Source organism: Lentzea pudingi (genome assembly GCF_014646255.1).
GTDB lineage: Bacteria > Actinomycetota > Actinomycetes > Mycobacteriales > Pseudonocardiaceae > Lentzea > Lentzea pudingi.
In genome coordinates this window covers 124,081-148,139 of sequence record NZ_BMNC01000017.1, presented here as the reverse complement: position 1 = coordinate 148,139, position 24,059 = coordinate 124,081, and the positions used below count along the sequence as shown (strand labels likewise).

25 protein-coding genes, 1 tRNA gene and 2 riboswitches are annotated in these 24,059 nt (G+C 70.0%); of the genes, 8 read left to right on the top strand and 18 right to left on the bottom strand.

All coding sequences use genetic code 11. The features are described from left to right. Positions 1–86: 86 nt before the first annotated feature. From gcvP to IEY88_RS37195, 9 genes are all read right to left on the bottom strand, one after another. On the bottom strand, positions 87–2,981 hold the full coding sequence (gene gcvP / locus IEY88_RS37235; RefSeq protein WP_189159613.1) for an aminomethyl-transferring glycine dehydrogenase: 2,895 nt from the start codon (positions 2,979–2,981) through the stop codon (positions 87–89). 50 nt (positions 2,982–3,031) lie between these two features. After that, a riboswitch (glycine riboswitch) is annotated at positions 3,032–3,130 on the bottom strand. Positions 3,131–3,133: 3 nt separating this feature from the next. Beyond that, a riboswitch (glycine riboswitch) is annotated at positions 3,134–3,229 on the bottom strand. Between the two features lie 56 nt (positions 3,230–3,285). Continuing rightward, positions 3,286–4,254, bottom strand: coding sequence for a Clp protease N-terminal domain-containing protein (locus tag IEY88_RS37230; protein ID WP_189159612.1), 969 nt, complete (start codon positions 4,252–4,254; stop codon positions 3,286–3,288). Between the two features lie 87 nt (positions 4,255–4,341). Continuing rightward, on the bottom strand, positions 4,342–4,908 hold the full coding sequence (locus IEY88_RS37225) for a MerR family transcriptional regulator (RefSeq protein ID WP_189159611.1): 567 nt from the start codon (positions 4,906–4,908) through the stop codon (positions 4,342–4,344). Positions 4,909–5,236: 328 nt separating this feature from the next. Beyond that, the gene (locus tag IEY88_RS37220) at positions 5,237–5,710 is read right to left on the bottom strand and encodes a bifunctional nuclease family protein (RefSeq protein ID WP_030468959.1); all 474 of its coding nucleotides are present in this window, start codon (positions 5,708–5,710) and stop codon (positions 5,237–5,239) included. A gap of 152 nt (positions 5,711–5,862) precedes the next feature. Beyond that, positions 5,863–6,405: a transcriptional regulator FtsR gene (ftsR, locus tag IEY88_RS37215; protein WP_229694116.1), complete on the bottom strand. Its 543-nt coding sequence runs from the start codon at positions 6,403–6,405 to the stop codon at positions 5,863–5,865. 48 nt (positions 6,406–6,453) lie between these two features. Next, entirely contained in the window at positions 6,454–6,912 is a 459-nt protein-coding gene (gene garA, locus IEY88_RS37210) for a glycogen accumulation regulator GarA (protein WP_030476302.1), read from the bottom strand. 113 nt (positions 6,913–7,025) lie between these two features. Then, on the bottom strand, positions 7,026–7,409 hold the full coding sequence (gene gcvH, locus IEY88_RS37205; protein WP_189159609.1) for a glycine cleavage system protein GcvH: 384 nt from the start codon (positions 7,407–7,409) through the stop codon (positions 7,026–7,028). Positions 7,410–7,451: 42 nt separating this feature from the next. Next, positions 7,452–8,033, bottom strand: coding sequence for a cardiolipin synthase ClsA (clsA, locus tag IEY88_RS37200; protein WP_189159608.1), 582 nt, complete (start codon positions 8,031–8,033; stop codon positions 7,452–7,454). A gap of 96 nt (positions 8,034–8,129) precedes the next feature. Next, positions 8,130–8,345, bottom strand: coding sequence for a hypothetical protein (locus IEY88_RS37195; protein ID WP_189159607.1), 216 nt, complete (start codon positions 8,343–8,345; stop codon positions 8,130–8,132). Positions 8,346–8,598: 253 nt separating this feature from the next. Between IEY88_RS37195 and IEY88_RS37190 the strand changes: the two genes are divergently transcribed. Together IEY88_RS37190 and IEY88_RS37185 are read left to right on the top strand one after the other, a co-directional pair. Continuing rightward, positions 8,599–9,279 carry an ANTAR domain-containing protein gene (locus IEY88_RS37190; RefSeq protein ID WP_189159606.1) on the top strand — a complete coding sequence of 227 codons (681 nt, stop codon included), beginning with the start codon at positions 8,599–8,601 and terminating at the stop codon, positions 9,277–9,279. 168 nt (positions 9,280–9,447) lie between these two features. After that, positions 9,448–9,804 carry an STAS domain-containing protein gene (locus IEY88_RS37185; protein ID WP_229694115.1) on the top strand — a complete coding sequence of 119 codons (357 nt, stop codon included), beginning with the start codon at positions 9,448–9,450 and terminating at the stop codon, positions 9,802–9,804. Here the strand turns inward: IEY88_RS37185 and IEY88_RS37180 are convergent. Then, positions 9,767–10,468: an ATP-binding protein gene (locus IEY88_RS37180; protein ID WP_189159605.1), complete on the bottom strand. Its 702-nt coding sequence runs from the start codon at positions 10,466–10,468 to the stop codon at positions 9,767–9,769. The two genes, IEY88_RS37185 and IEY88_RS37180, sit on opposite strands and share 38 nt — an antisense overlap. A gap of 139 nt (positions 10,469–10,607) precedes the next feature. Between IEY88_RS37180 and IEY88_RS37175 the strand changes: the two genes are divergently transcribed. Next, on the top strand, positions 10,608–11,006 hold the full coding sequence (locus tag IEY88_RS37175; RefSeq protein WP_229694114.1) for an ATP-binding protein: 399 nt from the start codon (positions 10,608–10,610) through the stop codon (positions 11,004–11,006). 32 nt (positions 11,007–11,038) lie between these two features. Then, positions 11,039–11,833: a SigB/SigF/SigG family RNA polymerase sigma factor gene (locus IEY88_RS37170; RefSeq protein WP_189159627.1), complete on the top strand. Its 795-nt coding sequence runs from the start codon at positions 11,039–11,041 to the stop codon at positions 11,831–11,833. Here the strand turns inward: IEY88_RS37170 and IEY88_RS37165 are convergent. From IEY88_RS37165 to IEY88_RS37135, 7 genes are all read right to left on the bottom strand, one after another. Then, positions 11,803–12,123, bottom strand: a complete 321-nt coding sequence (locus IEY88_RS37165; RefSeq protein ID WP_189159603.1) for a WhiB family transcriptional regulator — start codon at positions 12,121–12,123, stop codon at positions 11,803–11,805. The two genes, IEY88_RS37170 and IEY88_RS37165, sit on opposite strands and share 31 nt — an antisense overlap. 71 nt (positions 12,124–12,194) lie before the next feature. Beyond that, a complete protein-coding gene (gene argS, locus IEY88_RS37160) occupies positions 12,195–13,928 on the bottom strand; it encodes an arginine--tRNA ligase (RefSeq protein ID WP_189159602.1) in 1,734 nt (577 codons plus the stop codon). 63 nt (positions 13,929–13,991) lie between these two features. Next, on the bottom strand, positions 13,992–14,672 hold the full coding sequence (locus IEY88_RS37155) for a M50 family metallopeptidase (RefSeq protein ID WP_229694113.1): 681 nt from the start codon (positions 14,670–14,672) through the stop codon (positions 13,992–13,994). A gap of 84 nt (positions 14,673–14,756) precedes the next feature. Then, complete coding sequence (locus IEY88_RS37150) at positions 14,757–15,365, bottom strand: DUF4383 domain-containing protein (protein WP_189159600.1); 609 nt, start codon at positions 15,363–15,365, stop codon at positions 14,757–14,759. A gap of 69 nt (positions 15,366–15,434) precedes the next feature. Continuing rightward, complete coding sequence (locus tag IEY88_RS37145; RefSeq protein WP_189159599.1) at positions 15,435–16,097, bottom strand: SAM-dependent methyltransferase; 663 nt, start codon at positions 16,095–16,097, stop codon at positions 15,435–15,437. Positions 16,098–16,216: 119 nt separating this feature from the next. Continuing rightward, positions 16,217–16,288 (bottom strand) — tRNA-Glu (locus IEY88_RS37140). Between the two features lie 144 nt (positions 16,289–16,432). Beyond that, positions 16,433–17,761, bottom strand: coding sequence for a PucR family transcriptional regulator (locus IEY88_RS37135; protein WP_189159598.1), 1,329 nt, complete (start codon positions 17,759–17,761; stop codon positions 16,433–16,435). An 87-nt stretch (positions 17,762–17,848) separates the two neighbouring features. On the opposite strand from IEY88_RS37135, the gene IEY88_RS37130 reads away from it, so the two are divergent. Genes IEY88_RS37130 through IEY88_RS37115 form a run of 4 tightly spaced genes read left to right on the top strand, consistent with a single transcriptional unit; the run spans position 17,849 to position 23,200 of the window. Next, positions 17,849–19,270: a sodium:solute symporter family protein gene (locus IEY88_RS37130; protein ID WP_189159597.1), complete on the top strand. Its 1,422-nt coding sequence runs from the start codon at positions 17,849–17,851 to the stop codon at positions 19,268–19,270. Next, positions 19,267–20,205, top strand: coding sequence for an agmatinase (speB, locus tag IEY88_RS37125; RefSeq protein WP_189159596.1), 939 nt, complete (start codon positions 19,267–19,269; stop codon positions 20,203–20,205). The genes IEY88_RS37130 and speB overlap by 4 nt, the downstream gene beginning before the upstream one ends. After that, positions 20,202–21,815: a thiamine pyrophosphate-binding protein gene (locus IEY88_RS37120; protein WP_189159595.1), complete on the top strand. Its 1,614-nt coding sequence runs from the start codon at positions 20,202–20,204 to the stop codon at positions 21,813–21,815. Before speB ends, IEY88_RS37120 begins: the two co-directional genes overlap by 4 nt. Then, a complete protein-coding gene (locus IEY88_RS37115) occupies positions 21,812–23,200 on the top strand; it encodes an aldehyde dehydrogenase family protein (RefSeq protein ID WP_189159594.1) in 1,389 nt (462 codons plus the stop codon). Before IEY88_RS37120 ends, IEY88_RS37115 begins: the two co-directional genes overlap by 4 nt. Here IEY88_RS37115 and IEY88_RS37110 read toward each other — a convergent pair. Next, positions 23,175–23,963, bottom strand: a complete 789-nt coding sequence (locus IEY88_RS37110) for an oxygenase MpaB family protein (protein ID WP_189159593.1) — start codon at positions 23,961–23,963, stop codon at positions 23,175–23,177. The two genes, IEY88_RS37115 and IEY88_RS37110, sit on opposite strands and share 26 nt — an antisense overlap. Between the last annotated feature and the right edge of the window lie 96 nt (positions 23,964–24,059).

The following is a 24,059-nucleotide window of genomic DNA, read 5'->3' as shown; positions in this document are numbered from 1 at the left end:
AGCCCAGACCCTCGCGACCTAACCTTCAGTTAGCCAGTCCAACTTCCGGGGACCAGTTCACGAGTGCGCCCCTTCATCGTCCTGGGTCAGCTGCTGTACGCCTCGAGCGGCGGGCAGGAGCAGACCAGGTTGCGGTCGCCCTTGGCGCCGTCGATGCGGCGGACCGGCGGCCAGATCTTCGGGGTGCTGCTCCGGCCCGCGGGGAAGACGGCCTCCTCGCGGGTGTACGGGTGGTTCCACTCGCCGGTCGTCACGCAGGCCGCGGTGTGCGGGGCGTTGCGCAGCGGGTTGTCCTCGACGGGCCACTCGCCGGCGCCGACGCGGTCGATCTCGCGCTTGATGGCGATCATGGCGTCGATGAACCTGTCGATCTCGGCCAGGTCCTCGGACTCGGTCGGCTCGACCATCAGGGTGCCGGCGACCGGGAACGACATCGTCGGGGCGTGCAGGCCGTAGTCGGCGAGGCGCTTCGCGACGTCGTCCACCGTCACGCCGGTGGCCTTGGTGATCGGGCGCAGGTCGAGGATGCACTCGTGAGCCACGAAGCCGCCCTCACCCGTGTAGAGGACCGGGTAGTGCTCGTCCAGGCGGCGGGCCACGTAGTTCGCGGCGGCCACGGCGGTCAGGGTGGCGCGGCGCAGGCCGTCGCCGCCCATCATGCGCACGTACGCCCACGAGATCGGCAGGATCGACGCGGAACCCCACGGGGCGCCCGAGATCGGGCCGACACCGGTGGCCGGACCGGCGGTCGGCTGCAGCGGGTGGTTCGGCAGGAAGGGGGCGAGGTGGGACTTCACGCCGATCGGGCCGACGCCGGGGCCGCCGCCGCCGTGCGGGATGCAGAACGTCTTGTGCAGGTTCAGGTGCGAGACGTCCGAGCCGAACTTGCCGTAGCGGGCGAGGCCGATCAGCGCGTTGAGGTTCGCGCCGTCGACGTACACCTGGCCGCCCGCGTCGTGGACCAGGCCGCAGACCTCGCGGACGGTGTCCTCGTACACGCCGTGGGTCGACGGGTAGGTGATCATGATCGCGGCCAGGTCGTCCGCGTGCTCGGCGACCGTGGTGCGCAGGTGGCCCATGTCGATGTTGCCCTTGTCGTCGCACTTCACGACGACGACGCGCATGCCGGCCATGACGGCGGACGCGGCGTTGGTGCCGTGGGCGGACGACGGGATCAGGCAGACGTCGCGGTCGGCGTTGCCGTTCGCGCGGTGGTACGCGCGGATCGCCAGCAAGCCCGCGAACTCACCCTGCGAACCGGCGTTGGGCTGCAGCGACACCGCGTCGTAGCCGGTGACCTCGGCGAGCCACGCCTCCAGGTCGGACACGATCTTCAGCAGACCGGCGGCGTCCTCGGCGGGCGCGAACGGGTGCAGCGTCGAGAACTCCGGCCACGTGATGGACTCCATCTCCGCGGTGGCGTTCAGCTTCATCGTGCAGGAGCCGAGCGGGATCATGCTGCGGTCCAGGGCGACGTCCTTGTCGGACAGCGCGCGCAGGTAGCGCAGCAGCGCCGTCTCGGAGCGGTGCGCGTGGAAGACCGGGTGCGTCAGGTAGTCCGAGGTGCGGCGCAGGTCGCCCGGGATGCCGTCGGCGGTGTCGGCGTCGATGGCGTCCACATCGGACCCCGTGACGCCGAAGGCCTCCCACACGGCGACGATGTGCGCCCGCGAGGTCTTCTCGTCGCAGGCGATTGCGACGACATCGGCGTCGACGAGACGCAGGTTGATGCCGGCCTCGCGCGCCTTCTCGACGACCGCGGCGGCCTCGCCGGGAACGCGGACCTGGACGGTGTCGAAGAACTCGCCGTGCACGACGTCCAGACCGGCCTCGCACAGGCCCGTGGCGAGCACGGTCGCGAGGCGGTGCACGCGGGTCGCGATCGACCGCAGGCCCTCGGGGCCGTGGTAGACGGCGTACATGGACGCGATCACGGCCAGCAGCACCTGCGCGGTGCAGATGTTCGACGTGGCCTTCTCACGGCGGATGTGCTGCTCACGCGTCTGCAGGGCGAGGCGGTACGCGAGCGAGCCGTCCGAGTCGACGGAGACGCCCACGAGACGGCCGGGCAGCTGGCGCTCCAGACCGGACCGGACGGCCATGTACCCGGCGTGCGGGCCACCGAAGCCGATGGGGACGCCGAAGCGCTGGGTGGTGCCGACGACGACGTCCGCGCCGATCTCACCGGGCGCGCGCAGCAGCGTCAGCGCCAGCAGGTCGGCGACGACGACGGCCTGCGCGCCGGCGGCGTGGATCTCCTCGATGAGCGCCTTCTGGTCGCGCACCACACCGGACGCGCCGGGGTACGACAGCAGCACGCCGAAGAAGTCGCCACCGAGGCCCAGGCCCTCGATGCCCTGCGACAGGTCGGCGACGACGATCTCGATGCCCAGCGGCTCGGCGCGCGTCTCGATGACGGCGAGCGTCTGCGGCAGCGTGTCCGCGTCGACGACGAACTTGGCCGACTTGGACTTGCCCGCGCGGCGCACCAGCGTCATCGCCTCCGCGGCCGCGGTCGACTCGTCCAGCATGGACGCGTTCGCCGTCGGCAGGCCCGTCAGGTCGCCGACCATCGTCTGGAAGTTCAGCAGCGCCTCGAGGCGGCCCTGCGAGATCTCCGGCTGGTACGGCGTGTACGCGGTGTACCAGGCCGGGCTTTCGAGCACGTTGCGCAGGATCACGCCCGGCGTCACGGTGTCGTAGTAGCCCAGGCCGATCATCTGCGTCATCGGGCGGTTGCGCGACGCGAGCTCGCGCAGCTCCGCGAGCGCCTCGGTCTCGGTGGCCGGGGCGGGCAGGTCCAGCACGAGGTCGCGCTCGTGGATGGACGACGGCACCGCGTGCTGCGCCAGCTCCTCGAGCGACCCGACGCCGATGACGTCGAGGATGCGCGCGAGTTCGGCCGGGCGCGGGCCGACGTGGCGGTCGGCGAACGGGGTGCCGTGCTCGAGAGCGGCGAGCGGGATGCGGTCCTGGGTCATCAAACGCCTCCGGGGTGGCTTTCGGGCACACGTGTCCTGTGCCCTCCCCGCTCTGTCCGTACCCCGAGGGGCGCCTGAGAGGTTCACCCGTTGCGAGAACGGGCTTTCACCGTCGGCGGGATTCCCTTGCGGGGATCCACTTTCCAGAGGCGTCTCGCTCGGCGGTCCTGGATGCCTGAGAGGTTCCCGGGGAGGGACTTGCTCCTTCGGCGCCGGGCTCGGAACCCGGTCTCTCCCGCCTGAGTTCAGCGACTACCCGAGAAGAATACCCGCAGGCAGCCCGGGTAGTCGCCAGGGAGGCGACCTATGTCTCAGTGGCGAGGCCGGCGAGCGCTCCCGCGACGGGGTCCGCCGGGTCGTCGCGCACCGCCGCGAGCAGGTGCCGGGTGCCCACGACGGCGTCCCCGCGCCGGGCCGCGACGAGCTTCGCCCGTTCCAGCGCGCGCTCCACGGTGCCGCCGGCGGGCAGCGCGGCCGGCTGCACGCCTGCCTCGCGCAACGCCGCCGCGCCACCCGACTCGAGCTCCGGCTTCAGCCGCCGTCCGGACGCGGCCAGCTGCCGGTCGACCGTCAGCACCGCCTCCACGAGATCACGCGACGAGACGTCTCGTCGCGCGGCGACCGCGAGCCGTTCGGCCTCGTTGCGCACGACGGTCAGCACCGGTCCGCCGAGTCCCTGGCCGCGCGAGACGAGCCGGGTCAGCCAGCGCACGTACCCGCCGCCGGACTCCCCCTCCAGGGCTCCCGCCTTGCGCAGCAACCAGACGGCGGGCGCCTCCTCGACCTCGGCGTGCTTCCGGGTGGCGTCGGCTCGCACCGCCGCGGCCGTCGCCTCGACGTCCACGCCGTGGACGAGCATCAGGTCGGCGACTCGCCCGGAGTCGAGCGACAGCAGCGCCAGCGCGAGGTGGGTCGTGGTCAGCACGCCGTCGCCGGCTCGCGCGACGGCGGCCCTCAGACAGGTCTCCAGCGCGTGGCTCACGGGCAGGAGGGTGTCGACGCGGGCGTGGTGGTGGGCGGCGCTCATCAGCGCCGTGACGTCCGGGTGAGGCTCGAGGGCGACGCCGCCGTCGTCGTCGGGCCAGTGGTCGGTCCCCCGCGCCATCGCCTGCGCCGTCAGCGACGTCGTGCCGAGCTTGCGGCCGGGACCGATGGTGTCGGCCAGTGAGATCAGCAGGTTCTCGGTGCCCACGAAGCCGAACTCCAGGCGGGCGGCGCGCCGCACCGCTGCGGCCAGCACCTTCACGACCTGCGAGGAAGGGGTGTGCGTCATGCCGGAGACGCTAGGGACCCACGTGATCACGGCGCTTCTGCCGACCGGCCACCCGCGGCGGCCAGTCGGCCACGATCGGCGGGCCGGTCAGCCGGTGGCGCGCTCGCGACGGCGGCGGGCCAGCTCGTCCTCGGTCATCGGGGCGATCTCGACGCCGTCCGCACGTTCGGCCGGGAACTCGTGGATCGTGCCGGAGATCTCACGCATCGCACCGCTCACCGCGATCCCGAACACGCCCTGACCGCCCTGCAGCAGGTCGACGACCTCCTCGGGCGAGGTGCACTCGTAGACGGTGGTGCCGTCGGAGAAGAGCGTGATCTTCGCCAGGTCCTGCACGCCGCGGCGGCGCAGGTGGTCGACCGCCACCCTGATGTTCTGCAACGAGACACCGGTGTCCAGCAGCCGTTTGACGACCTTGAGCACCAGGATCTCCTTGAAGGAGTACAGCCTCTGGCTGCCGGAGCCGTGCGCCATCCTTATCGTCGGCGCGACCAGCCCGGTCCTTGCCCAGTAGTCGAGCTGCCGGTACGTGATGCCCGCGACCTGACATGCCGCGGGTCCTCGGTAACCGACGAGCTCGTCCGGCAGCGAGGAGTCCGGGAACAGTTCACCCTGCAGCCCGGATTCGGCCCGCAAGGGCGCTTCCTCGACCACGCCTGCCTCCCCTCGGAACGGCCACGAAACTCATGACCGTCAAGCCGCCGCGTCCACTCTCGCGAAGCAGCGACGTCCACTCGAGTTCGACGGTAAGACCGGTCCGATGGCAGGTCAACGCGACGCGCGGGGAGTTCCGACCCTCAACCTCAGGTAGAGAGTCACAGCGTCACCCGAACCAGGACGTTCAGGTGACGTTTAGTGATCGTTTAGCCGCCGAAACGACCGTGCGTAGTCCAACCGAGGGACATCCAAACGAACTGAACTCTCGACCATGCGAGACAGAGTGCGACACCCAAAAACTCAGGTGTCGGCGCCTCTACAGTGCTTATGTGTCCGCTCCGCGGAAGTCCTCAGGAGAGACTGAGTCGAGGAACTCGCGGAACTTCTCCACCTCGTCCTCCTGCTCGTCCGGGATGATGAGGCCCGCCTCGGCCAGCACCGACTCCTCGGCGTGGATCGGCACGCCCACGCGCAACGCCAGCGCCACCGAGTCCGAGGGCCGCGCGGACACCCGCACGTCGCCGTCGAACACGAGCTCCGCGAAGAACGTGCCCTCCTGCAGGTCGGTGATCCGCACCTGCTCGAGGTTGCGCCCGAGTGCCCCGATGACGTCCTTGAGGAGGTCGTGGGTGAGCGGACGAGCAGGGCGCACGCCCTGCTGCTCCAACGCGATCGCCGTGGCCTCGACGCTGCCGATCCAGATGGGCAGGTACCGCTCGCCCTCGGTTTCGCGCAGAAGAAGGATCGGCTGGTTCTGGGGCAGCTCCACCCGCACGCCGACGACACGCATCTCGCTCATCGGGCCTCGCCTCCCTCTGGTCATTCGGGGACGACCCGGTTTTCCCACCCGAGCATCCCCCGGCGTACATCTCCGACGCTACCCGCCAAGCGGGCCGTGTGCTCAATCGTTTCGGGCGGATCGTGATCAAGCAGGCACACATCTCCGGCTGATCAGGACTGGCGCAGACCCGCTCTCACCAACAACGTGTGCAACGAGGTGAAGAGGCCCGCCAATTCCCGGACCGTCTCGGGATCTGAGAAAGACTTCAGCAGAACGACCTCGTGGTCCGCTGCCGCGCGGACCGCGCGCAGGTGCTCGCGCTCGACGCCGAGTCCGGTCATCGTCCGGATCGTGCGGAGCGCGGTGACGTCGTCGGCGGTGAACCGGCCGCCGGGGCCGGGGCGCAGCAGACCGTCGCGTTCCAGCTGGGAGAGCTGTTCCGCACCCAGACCGGTCTGGGTCAGCAGGTCGATCCGCGACAGCGAGCCGGACGCGGCGTCGGTGGCGGCGTCGAGCTGCTCGCGGATCACCTTGAGCGGCAGGTACCTGTCGCGTTGTGCGGACAGCACGAATCGCAACCTCTCGACGTCCGCCACGCTGAACTGGCGGTAGCCGGAGGCGGTGCGTGCCGGGCGGACCAGCCCCTCCGCTTCCAGGAAGCGGATCTTGGAGATGGTGACGTCGGGGAACTCGGGACGAAGCTGCGCGAGCACAGCGCCGATGCTCGAGTCCCCGCGTTGTGGCCGCCCGGCCGTCACGCGTCAGGCTCCCGCGGAGCCAGGACCCGTCAGGAAGACGAGGCGGAACTTGCCGATCTGGACCTCGTCGCCGTTCGCGAGGACGGCCTGGTCGACCGGCTCACGGTTGACGTAGGTGCCGTTGAGGCTGCCGACGTCGATGACGACGAACTCGCCGCTTTCCCGGCGGAACTCGGCGTGCCGGCGCGAGACCGTCACGTCGTCCAGGAAGATGTCGCTGTCGGGGTGGCGCCCGGCGCTCGTCGTGTCTCGGTCCAGCAGGAACCGGGATCCGGCGTTCGGACCGCGCTTGACCACGAGCAGCGCGGAACCGGCGGGAAGGGCGTCAACACCGGCAACGGCCGGCTCCTGTGCGGGCGCCTCGGCGCCGCCTTCCATCTCCTGGAGGAAGTCCGCCCGGAAGACGGAGGTCCGCTCCGGGGACTGCTCCGGCGGAACGCCTGGGCCGTCGTTCGTGCTCACCTGAGCTCTCCTCCTGCTGCTGGATCCGTCACTTCCGGTAAAACCTATCGCGTTGGGGTCACCGCCTTCAGCGCGGCTCCCCTTCCGGCCGAAGATCCGGCGAAAGATCGACGTCACTCCTTCTCCACCAACGCCTTGTACCCGTCCGCGTCCAACAGGCCTTCCAGCGCCTCCGGGTCGTTCAGCCGGATCTCGACCATCCAGCCCTCGCCGTACGGATCGGTGTTCACCGAGTCCGGCGTCTGGACCAACGCGTCGTTGATGGCGACGACCTCGCCGTCGAGCGGCGAGTAGAGGTCGGAGACGCTCTTGGTGGACTCGACCTCGCCGAACGTGTCACCCGCCGCCACGGTGTGACCGACCTCGGGCAGCTGGACGAAGACGACGTCACCGAGCTGTTCCTGGGCGTAGTCGGTGATGCCGACGCGCACGGTGTTCTCGCCTGTGCTGGCGACCCACTCGTGCTCCTCGGTGTAACGAAGCTCCTCGGGAATCAACTGACTGCGCTCCTCGTGCTGAACCTGTATGGGGTGATCTTTTCACGCGACCGTGCGAGGTGTGACCCGCAGGGCCAGGAAGAACTGGTAGACGTACAGCAGCGCCGACCACAGGTAGAGGGCTCCGCCCCAGGCCGTGAACGCGTAGGCGAACGGCAGGGCGACCTGGGCCCACGCCGAGTCCCCCTGCGCGAGCAGCAGCAGCGGGAAGGCGTAGAGCAGGTTGAAGGTCGCGGCCTTGCCGAGGTAGGTCACCTCGAACGTGCCCCAGCCCCGGCTCCGCAGGACCAGCAGGCAGATGCCGACGACGACCTCGCGGCTCACGAGCACGACGGCGACCCAGAGCGGGACGATGTCCCTGATCACGAACGCGAGCAGCGTGCAGAACACGTAGAGGCGGTCGGCGGCGGGGTCGAGCAGCGCGCCGAGGTTGCTCATCTGGTCGAGCCAGCGCGCGAGCTTGCCGTCGAGCCAGTCGGAGAACCCCGCGAACATGAGGATGAGCAGCGCCCAGCCGTCTTCGCGGGGTCCGAGCAACAGGTACAGGAACAGCGGGACACCGGCCAGCCGCAGCACGCTGAGCAGGTTCGGAATCGTCAGCAGGCGATCAGCCGGATCACGCACACCCGCACTCTAAACGAGTGACTGCGCAAGGGCTGCCGGATGGCGTCACGGCACGCTGTGCGACTGGTTGCGGGGGTGCGGTCGTTCGGGTCTTGCTCAGGCTGTGTGGGTGAGGGTCCAGCCCCGGCGCTGCATCTCGGCGCCGGTGATGGCGTGCGGGCGGCCCCGGTCGTCGCGGCCCACCCAGCGAGCGCGGAAACCCTCGAGCACGTAGGCGTGACCCCGGCTCCACACCACGCTGCACGGCGTGGTCGGCAGCGCTGAACCGGACTCTGCGTCCTGCTGCGGCTGGGTTTCCATGGCGGTTCTCATTTCTGTCCTCTCGTGACATCAGGGATGTCGCGTACCGGGGCTCCGGCGTTATCCCTGGAAACGAATTCTGTCGGACTGTGGTTCAGAACACTCCTGTGTTTTGGGTCCTAAGCGACGGGTGGATCGATCCGCGCGCCGAGCTGTTCGGGTCCGAAGTGGAACGGAACTCACGGTCCTTGCCTGCGCAACCGTTCGTCGTACGCCGATGACCGCACAACGTCCGCCGAGGATCGGCCGGGCCTAACATCAACGCGTGGACCAGGTGAAATTCGGTACGGAGCTCATCTCCCGGTTGATGGACCACCTCTGCTCGCGGCTCGACGGCTGCGAGGGCGCCGGGCTCAGCGTGTGGCCGGAGGGCACGTTGCTGCGGGCCGTGGGCGTCGCCGCGGAGCTGGACGCCGAGCAGTTGTCGAGCGGTGCGGGGCCGCTCGTCGACGCCTCGCGCGATGAACGGCAGGTGTCCGGTCAGGTGGCCGGCACGCACGTGCTGGCGGTGCCCGGCAGCTGGGGCGACGGCGGTCCCGTGGTGCTGACGGTCTACCTCTCGCACGCGCCGACCGTCGAGGACCTGGCGGCGATCGAGGAGGTCGAACCGCTGGTCGCGACGGCGGCCGCGGTGGTCGAGTTCTGCGCGGGCGAGGTCCTGCGGGCCGACCAGATGGTGCGGATGGTGCAGCACCGCCGCTACATCGAACAGGCGAAGGGCCTGGTCATGGGGGCCCGGCCGTGCACGCCCGGCGAGGCGTTCGAACTGCTGGTCCGCACGAGCCAGCACGCCAACGTGAAGCTGCGGGACGTGGCCACGGCACTGGTGCTGACCGTGGGCGGGACGCTCGAGGACAGCACCGACGACGTCGCCGCCCCGCCGGACGCCGCGCTCGAGGTCGCGGAGCGGCTGTGGGAGGCCCTGCGGCACCTGAGACCGGAGTGAGGAATCCGGCAAGTCCGGGGTTTGAACCGACCATTGTCCGGGTACCGACTCCTCGACCTGTCCTGTTGGCTGGCCGCTCCCGTACGGTGGTGGCCGCAGCGGTTGAACCAGCAGCCGCGTCCGGGGCCGCTGCGTGGCGGCTCCCTGTTTGCGAGAGGGAGTACTTCGGTGACTGTGCAGGACCCACGTGCGGAGCAGATCGAGCTGAAGGTGCGGCAGCCGGCGCCCGGAGTCACCGTCCTCGCCGTGTCCGGTGAGGTCGACATGGTGTCCGCGCCCGCGTTGCGCGAATCCCTGGTCAGCGGCCTCGACGACGGCGGCGTGTTCGTCGTCGACATGTCGAGCGTGACGTTCCTCGGTTCCGCCGGGCTCGCGGTGCTCGTCGAGGCCGCCAAGCTGGCTCAGCAGCAGAGCGCCACCCTGAAGATCGTGGCGACCGCCAGGGCCGTGACGCGTCCCCTGGAGGCCACCGGGCTCGGTGAGGTGTTCAGCCTCCACCCGTCCGTGGACTCGGCCCTGGGCTAGCGCGCAGGACGGTGAGACGGTTCCCCGCCTGGCCGAGCGCCGCGGCGACGTCGCGGAGAGCCTGCTCCACCCCGCCCTTCTCCACGCCGAGGCCGCCGAGGTCGACGGTCAGCGGTACGGTGCCGCCCCGGGCCGCCGTGGTCAGCGTGCGGCGCAACGACGGACCTGCCTGCACGGGCACGTCCCCGCGCACCACCGCTACCACGCCCGAGGAGGTCTCGTGGACCCGCACGTCGCACTCCGGCGCGGCAGAGATCACGGGGACGACGGGCGAACGGGCTCGACGCAGGTGCACGGTCGTGCCACTCGCCGTGCGGTCGATCTCGACCTCGTCCACGCTTTCCCGCATGAGCAGGAGACCTCGCCCCCGCATCGTCAGCGCGGCCGGCGGCACGCGCCACTGGCCGTGGTCGGCGACGTCGACGCGGACGGTCCCGTCCTGCTCGGCCCGGGCCCGCACCTCGACGGTGCCGCGGGCAGGGCCGGGATAGGCGTGCTCGACGGAGTTGTTGATCGCTTCACTGATCGCGAGAACGAAGTCGCTCGCCTCGTCCTCGCCGAATCCGCTGTCCTGCAGCCAATGGCGAAGGCGGTGCCGGACAGGCGCCACTTCTCGCGCGTCTGCCGGGAAGCGGAGGGCCATGAAGTCTTGATGCACCAGCACAGCGCTCCTCCCAGGTGATCCTCGTGCCTTCCAGCAGGGGATTTCCCGGGGAGCGGCTCGAATACACGTGTAAAGCGAGATCGATTCGGGTACGGCATAGGACATGCCGGCCTTCAGCAGAACGGACTACGAGGTGGCTGTGACTCAATTGTCAGGCGTCGAGCTCCGGATGGCGGCGGACCCCACGCAGCTGTCCATCGTGCGCGCGGTCGCGGCGGACATCGCGATGCGGCAGGACTTCGACCTCGACTCGATCGAGGACCTGAAGCTCGCCGTGGACGAGACGTGTTCCACGCTGATCACGCTCGCGGCTCAGGACGCGGTGCTCAGCTGTCACTTCGCGGTGGACGACAGGGGTGCCGTCCACGTGTCGGCGAAGGTGTCGGCGAAGTCCGCCTCCGGTCCGGACGAGGCGAGCTTCGGCTGGCGCGTGCTCACCGCGCTCGTCGACTCGGTGCAGACCAGGGTCGAGGAGAACGAGGGATTCGTGGTCCACATCGACCTCGTCAAGTCGACGGCAGGGGCGGTGGATGCGTGACCGGGGCGGAAGAGGCCACCAAGACGGCGGAGATCGAGCCGGAAGAGCCGAAGGCCGAGGAGAAGAAGTCCCGGTCGGGTGACTACGACCACCTGGCTCCGCTGTTCGCCGAGCTCGCGGGCACTCCCGCGGGCCCGAAGCGCGAGACGTTGCGGGACAGGCTCGTCACCGAGCACCTGCCGGTCGCCCAGCACATCGCCCGCAGGTTCGGCCACCGCGGCGAGCCGCACGAGGACCTGGTGCAGGTCGCGACGGTGGGCCTGATCAACGCGGTCGACCGCTTCGACCCCGAGCGCGGCAGCGACTTCCTGTCGTTCGCGGTGCCGACGATCATGGGTGAGGTCCGGAAGTACTTCCGCGACTCCAGCTGGTCGGTGCGGATGCCGAGGCGGCTCAAGGAGCTGCACCTGGCGATCAACGCGGGCACGTCGCGCCTGTCGCAGTCGCTCGGCCGCGCGCCGACCCCGTCGGAGCTGGCCGAGCACCTGGGTCTGTCACGTGAGGAGATCCACGAGGGTCTCGCGGCCGGGAACGCGTACCAGAGCGCGTCCCTGGACGACATGCTGATGTCGGAGGACTCCTCGATCTCGCTGGGTTCGACGATCGGCGAGGAAGACCCCGAGATCGCCATGATCGAGCAGCGCGAGGCCCTGCACCCGTTGCTGGAGAAGCTGCCCGAGCGCGAACGCAAGATCGTGGTCATGCGCTTCTTCGGCAACATGACCCAGACCCAGATCGCGCAGAAGGTCGGCATCTCCCAGATGCACGTCTCGCGTCTGCTCGCGAAGACGCTGCGTCAGCTCCGGGACGTGTTGGAAGAGGCGTAGGCACGAATCCGGCGCCGGGCCGCGTTGACGATCTGGCGCCGTTCGTCCTCTCCCATGCCGCCCCACACGCCGTACGGCTCCTGAGCCTCGAGCGCGTGGGCGCGGCACTGCTGCAGCACCGGGCAGTGCCCGCAGATCGCCTTCGCCTTGTCCTCCCTGGCCGCCCGCGCGTACCCGCGTTCGTTGTCCGGGTGGAAGAAGATCGCGCTGTTCTCACCGCGGCACAGGCCATCCATCTGCCAGTCCCACACCTCGGTGACCGGCTTGGGCAGACGGGTCGTGCAGGTCATCGCGACTCCCGGAGGACTAGGGGAAAGAGTTGCGATCTCTGCGTACCTCGGGCTGACCAGGGATAAACCAGTTACAGCCTTTCGGGTGCGCCAATCCCCAGCAGGGACAGGCCCAGCGTGAGCACCCGGGACGTCAGCGTGAGCAGGTGCAGGCGCGAGTCCTGCAGTTCCCGCGTCTCCGCCGTCGCGACCGGACAGTCGTTGTAGAAGGTGGAGAACGCCGTCGCCGTCTCGAACAGGTAGGTCGTGAGCTTGTGCGGCGCGAGCTCGTCGATGGCCGCCTGGATGGCCGTGGGCAGCTGCAGCAGCTTCAGCGCCAGGTCCCGCTCGGCCTGCTCCCGCAGCACCAGCGGCGCGTCCTGGGGGGCCTCACGCCCGACCTTGCGGCCGATCGAGAGGATGCGGGCGTTGGCGTACTGGATGTACACCGACGTGTCGCCGGTCTTGGCGAGCATCTTCTCCCAGGTGAAGACGTAGTCCTTCTCCCGGTCGTTGGAGAGGTCCGCGTACTTCACCGCGCCGAGGCCGAGCGTGCGGGCGAGCTCCTCCTTCTCCGCACCCTCCACATCGGAGGATTCCGGCATGACCTGGTACGAGTTCTCGACGGCCTCGGTGAGCAGGTCGATCAGCTTGATCGTGCCGCCCGCGCGCGTCCGGATGGTCTTGCCGTCGGAGCCGAGGATCGTGCCGAACCCGGTGTGCACGGCGGTGTGCGCGTCGTCGAGCCAGCCCGCCTGCTTCGAGGTCGCGAAGATCATCTGGAAGTGCTGGGCCTGCGGCGTGCCGACGACGTAGATCAGGTCGTCGACCTTGCGCTCCCGCACCCAGTACCGCACGGTCGCGAAGTCCGTGGTGGCGTAGCCGTAGCCGCCGTCGCTCTTGCGCACGATCAGCGGCAGCCGGTCGCCCTCGCGGTTGGTGAACCCCGGCGGGAACACGCAGAGCGCGCCGTCGCTGGTCTCGATGAGACCCTTCTGCTGCAGCTCGGTGATCGTGTCCGCGAGGTACGGGTTGTAGAAGCTCTCGCCGTAGTTGTCCTGCGCGGAGAGCCCGATGCCGAGCAGTTCGTAGACCTGGTTGAAGTGCCGCTGCGACTCCCCCACCAGCTCGTGCCACAGCGCGAGCGTCGCCTCGTCGCCGCCCTGCAGCAGCACCACGCGGCGCCGTGCGCGGTCCGCGAAGCCCGGCTCGTTGTCGAACTTCTGCCGCGCCTGCTGGTAGAACGCGTTGAGGTCGCTGATCTCGTGGTCGGCGCCGTGGCCCTCGTCGGTCAGGTGCTCGATGAGCATGCCGAACGGGGTGCCCCAGTCACCGAGGTGGTTGTGCGGGATGACCTCGTGCCCGGCGAAGCTCAGCAGCCGGCAGAACGCGTCACCGATGATCGTCGACCGCAGGTGGCCGACGTGCATCTCCTTGGCCACGTTGGGGCTGCTGTAGTCGATCGCGATCCGGCGGGGCTCCTCGGTCTCGGGCACGCCGAGCCGGTCGTCGCGGAGCAGGTTCGCGGTCTGCGTCTCGAGCCACTCGCGGCGCAGCTTCAGGTTGATGAAGCCGGGGCCGGCGATCTCCGCGGCCTCGACCGCGTCCTGGGCGTCGAGGTGCTCCACGATCAGCGTGGCGACCTCGCGGGGGTTCCTGCCGACCTTCTTGGCGAGGCTCATCGCGACGTTGCACTGGTAGTCGGCACCGTCTCGGTTGGACGGTCGGATCAGCGCTTGTTCGGCGGTGATGTCCACGTCCAGGGCGGCGCGCAACGCCCGCGCGACCCGCTGGCCCAGTTCGAGCCCGACATCCCCACGCAGCACTGAACCCACCTCTCGACCACCGGCTTGGTCAGCTCAGTATTTCACCCGTGGCAAAACGGTTCCTCACCACCGCCCGAGCAGCAGCGCCCCTCCGCCGACGAGGGCGGCGACGCTGACGAGCCCGAACAGCGTGACCCAGCCGAGCGCGGGCACGCCGGTGAGCCAGGCCAGCTGGTCGGCGTCGGACTTCGGCGCCTGCCGCCGCCACCGCTTGACCTGCAGCTCCCACACGGGCCGGACGCCGCCCAGCAACAGGAACCAGGCGAACACGTACGCGGCCACGTCGCGGACCTCGGCCGTGGCGTAGAAGGACACGAAGAAGAACGCGCCGCCCGTGACGATGATCGACAGCACGCCGAACACGTTGCGGATCATGATCAGCATGGCGGCGAGGAACCCGATGCTGATCCACAGCATCAGCTGGATCTTCTCGTTGGTGATGAGCACGGCGGCGCCGAAGCCGAGCAGCGACGGCGCGACGTAGCCCGCCAGGGCGGTCAGCACCATGCCGGGCCCGCGCGGCTTCCCGCGCGACACGGTGAGGCCGGAGGTGTCGGAGTGCAGCTTGATCCCGCTCAGCCGGCGGCCGGTCAGCACGGCCAGCAGCGCGTGCCCGCCCTCGTGGGCGATGGTGATGACGTTGCGGGTGACCCGCCAGAGCCCGTGGATCGCGACGGCCAGGAACGCGGCGGCGGCCGTCCCCCACGTGATCAGCACTTCGTGGGTCAGCAACTCGGAAGGCATCGCGACATCGAAACAGACGCGCCGTGAGAGCCGCATGTGGGCTCTCACGGCGCGTCTGCGCCGGACAGGGGCTGTGCGTCAGGACTAGTGCTTGATCCTGTCCTTGCTCACGCGCTCGGTCTTGGGGTCGACCACCGCCTGCTCGCGGGTGATCGGTTCCTCGCGGCGTGCCGCGGTGGGCAGCGGCTCGGTGATCGCCGTGCCGTCCCGCTCGTCGCGGAAGGCCTCCGAGCGGGGCTCGGGCAGCACCGGGTCCTCGTCCTCGACCAGCTTGCGGCGCGCGGGCATGACCGCGAGCAGCAGGCCGAACAGCGCGATGCCGAGGTGCAGCCAGTTGTCGTTGGCGTTGACCGCGAGCGGGTTGCCGTACTCCTCGGCCGGGTTCCGGGCGAGGACCCCCGTGATCATGAGGTCCCACACGAAGAGCGCGGCGAAGCCGGCGAACAGCAGCCAGCCGTACATCCGCGCGAGGCCCGAACCGAGAGCAGTGAGCAGACCGAGCACGCCCACGGCCACCATCACCAGGTTGTGCAGCGGGTTCACGGAGAACCCGAGCACGTACGACTGGGCGGCCCAGTCGCCGAGACCGGTGCGGGTGAAGCCCACGACGCCGAACACGATGAACGCGATGCCGGCCAGTCCGGCCAGCACCTGCACCGGCTGAAGGCCGGCGATCTTGATGCGGTGGGTCATGACGCCCTCCAGGCTCCGTCTTGTCGCTCGGCGGACTACCCCGGCCTCACAGGGACCAAACGCTTGCGATCAGCGGGGGCCCTTGCGGCCGATGCCCGCGTACGCGCCCGGAACCACGGCCGGGGCCTCGATCGACAGCCCCTCCATGAGCTGCTCGACCGGGGCGGGGTGCGAGACGACGAGGAATCCGCCCGCGGGCAGCGCGTGCCGGTAGCGGCGCACGACCCGGCCCGGCCCGGTGGTGTCGTCGACGTACCTCAGGACGTCGACCATCAGCACCGCGTACGGCTCGCGCAGGTCGAGATGGGACAGCACGCCCGGATGCCGGAGCACCTGGTCGGGGCGGCGCAGGTCCGCCTCGACCGCGCACGCCCGCGGCTCGCCGCGCAACAGCCCGCGGGAGAACGCGACCGTGACCGCGTCGGAGTCCACGTAGACCACGCGCGCGTCGGGCAGCGTCTGGTGCACGGCACCGCACGTCGGGATGCCCGAGCCCAGGTCAAGGAACTGGCGGACGCCCGCCGCCCAGCAGTGGCGGACGGCGTGGCGCAGGAACGTCCGCTGGGCTCGGGTGACGAGCGGCAGTTCGGGGTCGATCCGGACTGCCTGCTTGGCGAACGCGCGGTCGGCGGCGTAGTTGTGCGCGCCGCCGAGGTAGAAGTCATGGATGCGCGCGGCGTTCGGCCGACGTACGTCGACCTCGTAGCGTGCGAAGGCGGGGACCGCAGCCATTCGCAGAGCGTAACTGGCGCCTAGACCATTCGGGCGAAGTTTTCGAAGATTCTTTGGGTCCGTCTGACATGGACCGTCTCGCGGGAGGGCCCGGTCCACCCCACGAAGACCGGGCCACGTAGCGCGTACGGGGATCGAACCCGTGTTTCCGGATTGAGAGTCCGACGTCCTGACCACTGGACGAACACGCCTGGAACGAGCATTGAAACTAAAATGCTCGCGGAAATAGAAGAAAGTGAACTAGCAGGTCACAGCTTGGAGGGCGCTCCGGCCCATTCATCTGCTCGGATCATGTGAACAATGATGACCGACAGCGCGCACCAGCCGCAAAGGAATTAATCGAGCCAGGTGAGCGCGAGCCACAGCGAGGTCCGCGCATCGGCCGTTCCAAGATCACGACCGAGCAGCCGTTCGACGTGGGAGATCCGGTGCCGGACGCTGTTGCGGTGCACGCCGAGCACCGTCGCGGCCCGGTCCCAGCTGCCGTGCTGCCCGAGCCACGCCCTCAGGGTGTCGATCAGCTCGGGCCTGCCGAGGAGGCCCGCGAGCTCACGCCGGGCGAAGGCGCGGGCCGCCACGGGATCCACCAGAGAGGACAGGTCAGACGCGGGGAGGGCGGGTTCGCCGGTCGCGAGCGCGCGTGGGAGCAGGGCCGAGGCCTCGGCCGCAGCGCCCTCGATCCCAGACCCGTCCACCGGCGACGAGACCCCCACCGGCCCGGACACGCCGAGCCCCGCGGCCACCAGCGCCAGGAACCCGCCCTCGCCTTTCGACACCAGCGGCCCGTACCGCTGCGCCAGCACGTCGTAGTCCGCCCGCGACTGTCCCGCCACGACCCGGTAGGGCCCGGCCCCGAGCACCGCCTCCACACCGGACACCTCGGCCCGCAGCAACGCCGAGGCCGCGAGCCGCGCGATCTGGCCGCGTTCGCTCTCCAGGTCGCGGCGCAGCAGCCCGAGCAACGCCAGCGCGACCGCGACGACGGCGCGTTCGGCGGGCGAGAGCGGGGCCGGCCGGCGCACCACGAGCACCGCGGACTCGACCGGGTCCAGCGTCACGTGGTCCTCACCCACCTGGGCCGAGGCCGAACGGGGTCCCGTCCCGGACGCGACGCGTGCCACGAGAGAGGACACGTCCTCGGGCGCGTGCGTGGCGTCCACGAGGTCTGCACGGCAGTTCAGCACCACGGCCAGCGTCGTCAGCACCGACTCGACCGGACGGACGCGCGTCGCGGCACGGGTCAGCGCGCGCTGGCTGTCCGCGAGCATCCGCTGCTCCCGCACGGCGATCTCCGCGAGCACCGCGCCGAGCGCCTGCGAGACGGCGAGGAACGGTGTCGACGGCGGCACCTCCAGCAGGGGCATGCCCTGCGCCTCGCAGGCCTCCACCAGTGTGGCGGGCACCGTCGGGTACTCCGGCTCGACGCCGAAGCCGATCGCCGAGACGCCGGAGGACACCAGCCCGGCCACGTACGCGGGCACGTCGGACGGGAACCTCACGCCTGCCGTGAGCAGCAGCTCCTCGCCGACCAGGTACGGCGTCGGGTCCTCGAGCTCGGACACGTGCGCCCAGCGGACCGGCCGGTCCAGCGCGCCCGCTCCACACAGGACGGTCAGCCCGAGGTCGACTCGCGCGACGAGGTCACTCAGCGGGACTGTTTGCACAACCACAAGTCCAGGATTGTGCACAACGACCACTTACCAGCGCCAGCACGCGTTCCTACTGTGACCTGCAACCCAAGGAGGTCGGCAGTGGCTCTCGACTACGCGGTGATCGCCGCCTACGTGCTCGGCATGATCGGCATGGGCTGGTGGGGCATGCGCCGTGCCACCAGCAAGAGCGAGTACCTGGTCGCCGGGCGCCGGCTCGGGTTCGGCATGTACTCCGGCACCATGTCGGCCGTCGTGCTCGGGGGCGCGTCGACCATCGGCGGCGTCGGGCTCGGGTACAAGTTCGGCATCTCCGGCGCCTGGATGGTGTTCGCCATCGGCCTCGGCATCCTGTTGCTCAGCGCGTTGTTCGCGCGCCGGATCGTCCGCCTGAAGGTCTACACCGTCTCCCAGATGCTCGACCTGCGGTACGGCGGCAACTCGTCGATCGTGTCCGGTTCGGTGATGTGGGCCTACACGTTGATGCTGACGGTCACGTCGACGATCGCGTACTCGACGATCTTCAACGTCCTCTTCGGACTGCCGAAGACCGTCGGTGTGATCATCGGTGGCTCCATCGTGGTGCTGTACAGCGTTCTCGGCGGCATGTGGTCGATCACGCTGACCGACATCGTCCAGTTCGTCATCAAGACGATCGGCATCCTGTTCCTGCTGCTCCCGGTCAGCATCATCTCCGCGGGCGGGTTCGACGGGATGCGCGAACGGCTCGATGATCCGGCGATGTTCGACGTCGGCAACATCGGTGTCAGCACGATCATCACGTTCCTGTTGATCTACGTGTTCGGTCTGCTGATCGGCCAGGACATCTGGCAGCGGGTGTTCACCGCCAAGTCGCCGAAGGTCGCGACGTGGGGCGGCATCACGTCCGGGCTGTACTGCCTGGTCTACGCCGTCGCGGGCGCGTTGATCGGCACGGCGGGCAAGGCGCTCTACCCCGACATCGCGAACAAGGACGAGGCGTTCGCGGTGATGGTCGAGAACCTGCTGCCCACCGGTGTTCGTGGTCTGGTGCTGGCGGCCGCGTTGGCGGCGATGATGTCCACGTCGTCCGGTGCGTTGATCGCCTGTTCGACCGTCGCCGCCAACGACATCTGGCGGCGGAAGACCGACGTCCACTCCAACCGGATGTTCACGCTGGTCCTGGGTGTGCTCGCGATCGGGATCGCGGTGGTGCTCAACGACGTCGTGGCCGCGTTGACGGTCGCCTACAACATCCTCGTCGGCGGGTTGCTGGTCGCGATCATCGGCGGTCTGGTGTGGAAGCGCGGCACTCGCGTGGGTGCGATGGTGTCGATGGCCGTCGGTGCGCTGACGTCGATCACGTTCATGATCGTCGATGGTGTGCTCGCCGACTCGCCCATCTACTACAGCCTCGGTGCGTCGTTCGTGACGTACGTGGTGGTCAGTCTGGCCACTCCCGCCACGTCACCGGAGGTGCTCGCGAACTGGGAGCGCCGGGTGGCGGGCGAGGCGAGCGACGAAGAGGAACTGGTGAACGCATGATCGGCCCCGTCGACTCCTCGCGGGTCCCGCGCTACGCGGGCCCGGCGACCTTCGCCCGGCTGCCGCGCCTCGACCAGGTGGCGCACGCGGACGTCGCGGTGGTGGGGGTCCCGTTCGACACCGGTGTCTCCTACCGGCCGGGTGCGCGGTTCGCGCCCGCGGCCGTGCGGGAGGCGTCCCGGCTGCTGCGCCCGTACCACCCCGGCCTGGACGTGTCGCCGTTCGAACGACTGCAGGTCGTCGACGGCGGCGACATCGCGGTCAACCCGTTCCACATCGGCGAGGCCATCGAGACGATCGACCAGGCGGCGTCGGACCTGCAGGCGGACGGCACCCGGCTGGTGACCATCGGCGGTGACCACACGATCGCGCTGCCGTTGCTGCGGGCCGTGTCGCGCATCCACGGGCCGGTGGCGTTGCTGCACTTCGACGCGCACCTCGACACGTGGGACACCTACTTCGGCGAGCCGTACACGCACGGGACGCCGTTCCGGCGCGCGGTGGAGGACGGGATCCTCGACACCGAGGCGATCTCGCACGTCGGCACGCGGGGACCGTTGTACGGCAAGAAGGACCTGGAGGACGACCGCCGGCTCGGGTTCGGCATCGTGACGTCGTCGGACGTGATGCGGCGGGGCGTGGACGAGACGGTGGACGCGCTGCGGCAGCGGATCGGGTCGCGCCCGCTGTACGTGTCGGTCGACATCGACGTGCTGGACCCGGCGCACGCCCCCGGCACCGGCACGCCCGAGGCGGGCGGGATGACCTCGCGCGAGCTGCTGGAGATCCTGCGGGGGCTGCGCGGGCTCGACCTGGTCGGGGCGGACGTGGTGGAGGTGGCGCCGGCCTACGACCACGCCGACATCACTTCGGTGGCAGCTTCCCACGTGGCCTACGACCTGGTGAGCTTGCTGGCGTTGAAGGAGGGGCAGTGACGCGCAACGGTGGCGATGTCGTGGTCGAGACGCTGGAGGCGCTCGGCGCGAGCACCGTCTTCGGCATCCCCGGCCAGCACGCGCTCGGGCTCTTCGACGCGCTGCGGCGGTCGGACCTGCGGTACGTCGGCTCGCGGACCGAGGTCAACGCCGCGTTCGCCGCCGACGGGCACGCGCGGACCACCGGTTCGGTGACGCCGTTGCTCGTCTCGACCGGGCCCGGCGCGCTGCAGACCCTCGCCGGGCTGCAGGAGTCGGCCGCCGCGTCGGTGCCGGTGCTGGGCATCTCGTCGCAGATCCCGTCCGCCGGACTGGGTGGCGTGCGGGGCGGGTACCTGCACGAGCTGACCGACCAGCTGGCGTCGTTCCGCGACGTCGTGAAGCACGCGCGGGTGGTCCGGCAGGTGTCGCAGATCCCGTCGGCGCTGGCCGAGGCGTGGGAGATCGCGCTGACCGCGCCGTTCGGGCCGGTGTGGCTCGAGATCCCGCAGGACGTGCTGCTCGCCGCGGCCACCGTGCCGCCCGTGACGTCGGTGTCGTGGTCGCCGCGTGCGCTGCACCCGCGAGCGGAACTGGTCGAGGAGGCCGTGCGGTTGCTCGACGGCGCCTCGCGTCCCGTGATCCTCGCCGGTGGTGGTGCGCTCGGGTGTCCGGGTGAACTGCTGGAGCTGGCGGAGAAGCTGCGGGCGCCGGTCGTGACGACGTTCGGCGGCAAAGGCTCTTTCCCCTGGGACCACCCGCTTTCCGCGCAGTCGTGGGTGGAGGACCGGCACACCACGGAGTTCCTCGCGGGCGCGGACGTGCTGCTCGTCGTCGGGTCGGGGCTCGGTGAGCTGTCGAGCAACTACCGGACGTTCCGGCCGCGCGGCGCGGTGGTCCAGATCGAGGCCGACCTCGGCAAGCTGGAGTCCAACTACCCCGCGCTCGGCATCCACGCCGACGCCCGGCATGCGATGCGTGCCTTGGCTTCCGGCGTGGCCGCCCGTGCTGTGGACGGTGTCGCGGAGGAACGGGTGCTGGGGCTGCTGGCGAGCGTTCGGGAACGGCTTCAGGGTCAGGGGCTCGACCTGGAGTGGCAGGTGCTCGACGCGCTGCGGGCCGCGGTGCCGGACGGCACACCCACGTGCTGGGACATGACGATCCTCGCCTACTGGGCCTGGTCGGCGTGGGACCCGCGGGGTGGCGCGCAGCTCACCGCCCAGGGCTCCGGCGGGCTCGGTTACGGCTTCCCGGCCGCGCTCGGGGTGGCTGCGGCGGTCGACGGGCCGGTGCTCGCGGTGTCCGGGGACGGCGGCGCGATGTACGGGATCTCGGAGCTCGCGACGGCCGCGCAGCACGGGTCGCGGGTCGTGTGGCTGATCGTCGACGACGGCGGCTACGGCATCCTGCGCGAGTACATGACCGACGCGTTCGGGCAGGCCACCGGGACCGAGCTCGCCCGTCCGGACTTCGTGGCGCTCGCCGGCGCGTTCGGGGTGCCCGCCACCCGCAGCACGCCCGAGTCGCTGCGCGAGGACCTCGCCAAGGCGTTCGCCGGGGACGGCCCGCACGTGGTCGTGCTGCCCGCGGTGCTGCGCATGTTCGCCCCCACGCACCTGGAGCACACGTGATCGTCGCGAACTTCGTCAACGGCACTTCTGTCCCGGCTGAAGAGACCTCACCGCTCGTCGATCCCACGACCGGTTCCGAGTTCGGCCGCGTGGTCGTCTCCCGGTCCGCCGAGGTCGACGCGGCGGTGCGTGCGGCCTTCCAGGCGTTCCCCGCCTGGTCGCGCACCACGCCCGGCGAACGTCAGCACGCACTGCTGAAGCTCGCGGATCTGCTGGAAGCGAATGCGGGCGCGGTCGCGGACGCGGAGGTGCGCGAGACCGGCAAGATCCGCTCGGTCCTGCTCGACGAGGAGATCCCGCAGTGCGCGGACCAGCTCCGGTTCTTCGCCGGTGCCGCCCGTGCGCTGGGCACCGCCGCCGCGGGTGAGTACGTCCCGGGCCACACCTCGTACCAGCGGCGTGAGGCCGTCGGGGTGATCGCGCAGATCACGCCGTGGAACTACCCGCTGATGATGGCCGTGTGGAAGATCGCGCCGGCACTGGCCGCGGGCAACACCGTGGTGCTCAAGCCCGCCGACACCACGCCGTCGTCCACGGTGCTGCTCGCGACGCTGGCCTCCTCCGTGCTGCCGCCGGGCGTGTTCAACGTCGTGCTCGGCGACCGCGACACCGGCCGGCTGCTGGTCGAGCACCCCGTGCCCGCCATGGTGTCGCTGACCGGCTCCACCCGCGCCGGCGTCGAGGTGGCCCGCAGCGCCGCCGCGACCGTGAAGCGCACGCACCTCGAACTCGGCGGCAACGCGCCGGTCCTGGTGTTCGACGACGTGGACGTCACCGCCGCGGCGGAGGGCATCGTCGGTGCCGCGTTCTACAACGCGGGCCAGGACTGCACCGCCGCTTCTCGTGTTCTCGTGCACTCCGCCGTGCACGACGAGTTCGTGGCGGCTCTTGTGAAAGCGGCTTCGGCTGCTGTTCCCGGTGTGGACTTCGGGCCGCTGAACAGCCAGGCCCAACTCGACCGCGTGCTCGGCCTGCTGTCCCGCTCGCCCGGTCTCGTCCACTGTGGAGGGAAGCGGCACGGCTCCGCGGGCTTCTTCCTGGAGCCGACGGTCGTCTCCGGCCTCTCCCAGAACGACGAACTGGTGCAGGAGGAGGCGTTCGCCCCGCTGATCACCGTGCAGCGGTTCGGTTCCGACGACGAGGCGATCGCTCTGGCCAACGGCGTCCCCCAGGGCCTGGCGTCGTCGATCTGGACCCGTGACACCAGCCGTGTGGCCTCACTGACCGCACGCCTCGACTTCGGCATCGTCTGGGTGAACACGCACGGCCTCGTCGCAGCCGAGATGCCACACGGCGGTTTCGGCGCCTCGGGCTACGGCAAGGACCTGTCGATGCACGGCCTGGAGGACTACACGCGCGTCAAGCACGTGATGATCGCGCACTGAGCATCGCCTGGTACGGCATCGGGTAGTGCAGCAGGCTCGCCGGGACGATCGCGGACACCACCCGGATCATCCGGATCCACCGGCGCAGCCTGCGCCCGTCCGCGTCCGTCCACTCCAGACCGAGCTTGTCCCGCAACGCCTCCGGCAACGTGCCGACGGCGAAGTCCGGCAGCACCCGCGCCGCCACGGGCCGCACCAACGGCCACAACGCACTGGGCACGTGCTCGGAACCCGGCGCCTTGCCGGTCCGCAACTCGAACGCCTCCAACAGCCCGTCCACCCCGTCGGTCGGCTCGAGCTGCGTGGCGACCACCTCGTCCACGTACTCGCGCAACGCGGTGAGATCACCCGGCATCGACCTGATGCCGAGAGTCTCCCCCGTCTCCCGCCACTCGCGGTACAGCCGTTCCTCGTGAATCGCGGGCATCCGGGCCCGCAGCAACCGGTACGCCATGAGCAACGAGTCGAAACTCGTCGCGTGCACCCACCGGAACAACTCCTCGTCCGCGCCGGGAATCCGGGCGTGGGCGCGCAACAACCGTTCCGCCTCCCGCTCGGCCAGCTCACCACCGAACAACCGCAGCTGCGACGAGGTGATGGTCCCCGTCAGCCGCGCGAACGGATCAGCCCGATAGCCGTCGCGCACCGCAGCGGCGATGACCGGGTGCGCGACCTGCATCAGCACCGCGCGGCCCAGCACCACCAGCTCGAACCGGGTGTACCAGCCGAGCCGCCACGTCACCGACTCAGGTCCCAGCGCCACACCATGATCATCCCGTGTGGACGGTCGTCCACCGAAGATCATCACCCCAAAGAATGACCGGGGCAGCGCGCCATGATCGTGGTCGCGGTCGGCACG

Excerpts from the sequence above, each read along its gene's own strand:
- gcvP (WP_189159613.1), bottom strand. The coding sequence starts at position 2,981 with ATGACCCAGGACCGCATCCCGCTCGCCGCTCTCGAGCACGGCACCCCG.
- IEY88_RS37230 (WP_189159612.1), bottom strand. The coding sequence starts at position 4,254 with ATGACGCACACCCCTTCCTCGCAGGTCGTGAAGGTGCTGGCCGCAGCG.
- IEY88_RS37220 (WP_030468959.1), bottom strand. The coding sequence starts at position 5,710 with ATGAGCGAGATGCGTGTCGTCGGCGTGCGGGTGGAGCTGCCCCAGAAC.
- IEY88_RS37195 (WP_189159607.1), bottom strand. The coding sequence starts at position 8,345 with ATGAGAACCGCCATGGAAACCCAGCCGCAGCAGGACGCAGAGTCCGGT.
- IEY88_RS37165 (WP_189159603.1), bottom strand. The coding sequence starts at position 12,123 with ATGACCTGCACGACCCGTCTGCCCAAGCCGGTCACCGAGGTGTGGGAC.
- IEY88_RS37155 (WP_229694113.1), bottom strand. The coding sequence starts at position 14,672 with ATGCCTTCCGAGTTGCTGACCCACGAAGTGCTGATCACGTGGGGGACG.
- IEY88_RS37150 (WP_189159600.1), bottom strand. The coding sequence starts at position 15,365 with ATGACCCACCGCATCAAGATCGCCGGCCTTCAGCCGGTGCAGGTGCTG.
- IEY88_RS37145 (WP_189159599.1), bottom strand. The coding sequence starts at position 16,097 with ATGGCTGCGGTCCCCGCCTTCGCACGCTACGAGGTCGACGTACGTCGG.
- speB (WP_189159596.1), top strand. The coding sequence starts at position 19,267 with ATGATCGGCCCCGTCGACTCCTCGCGGGTCCCGCGCTACGCGGGCCCG.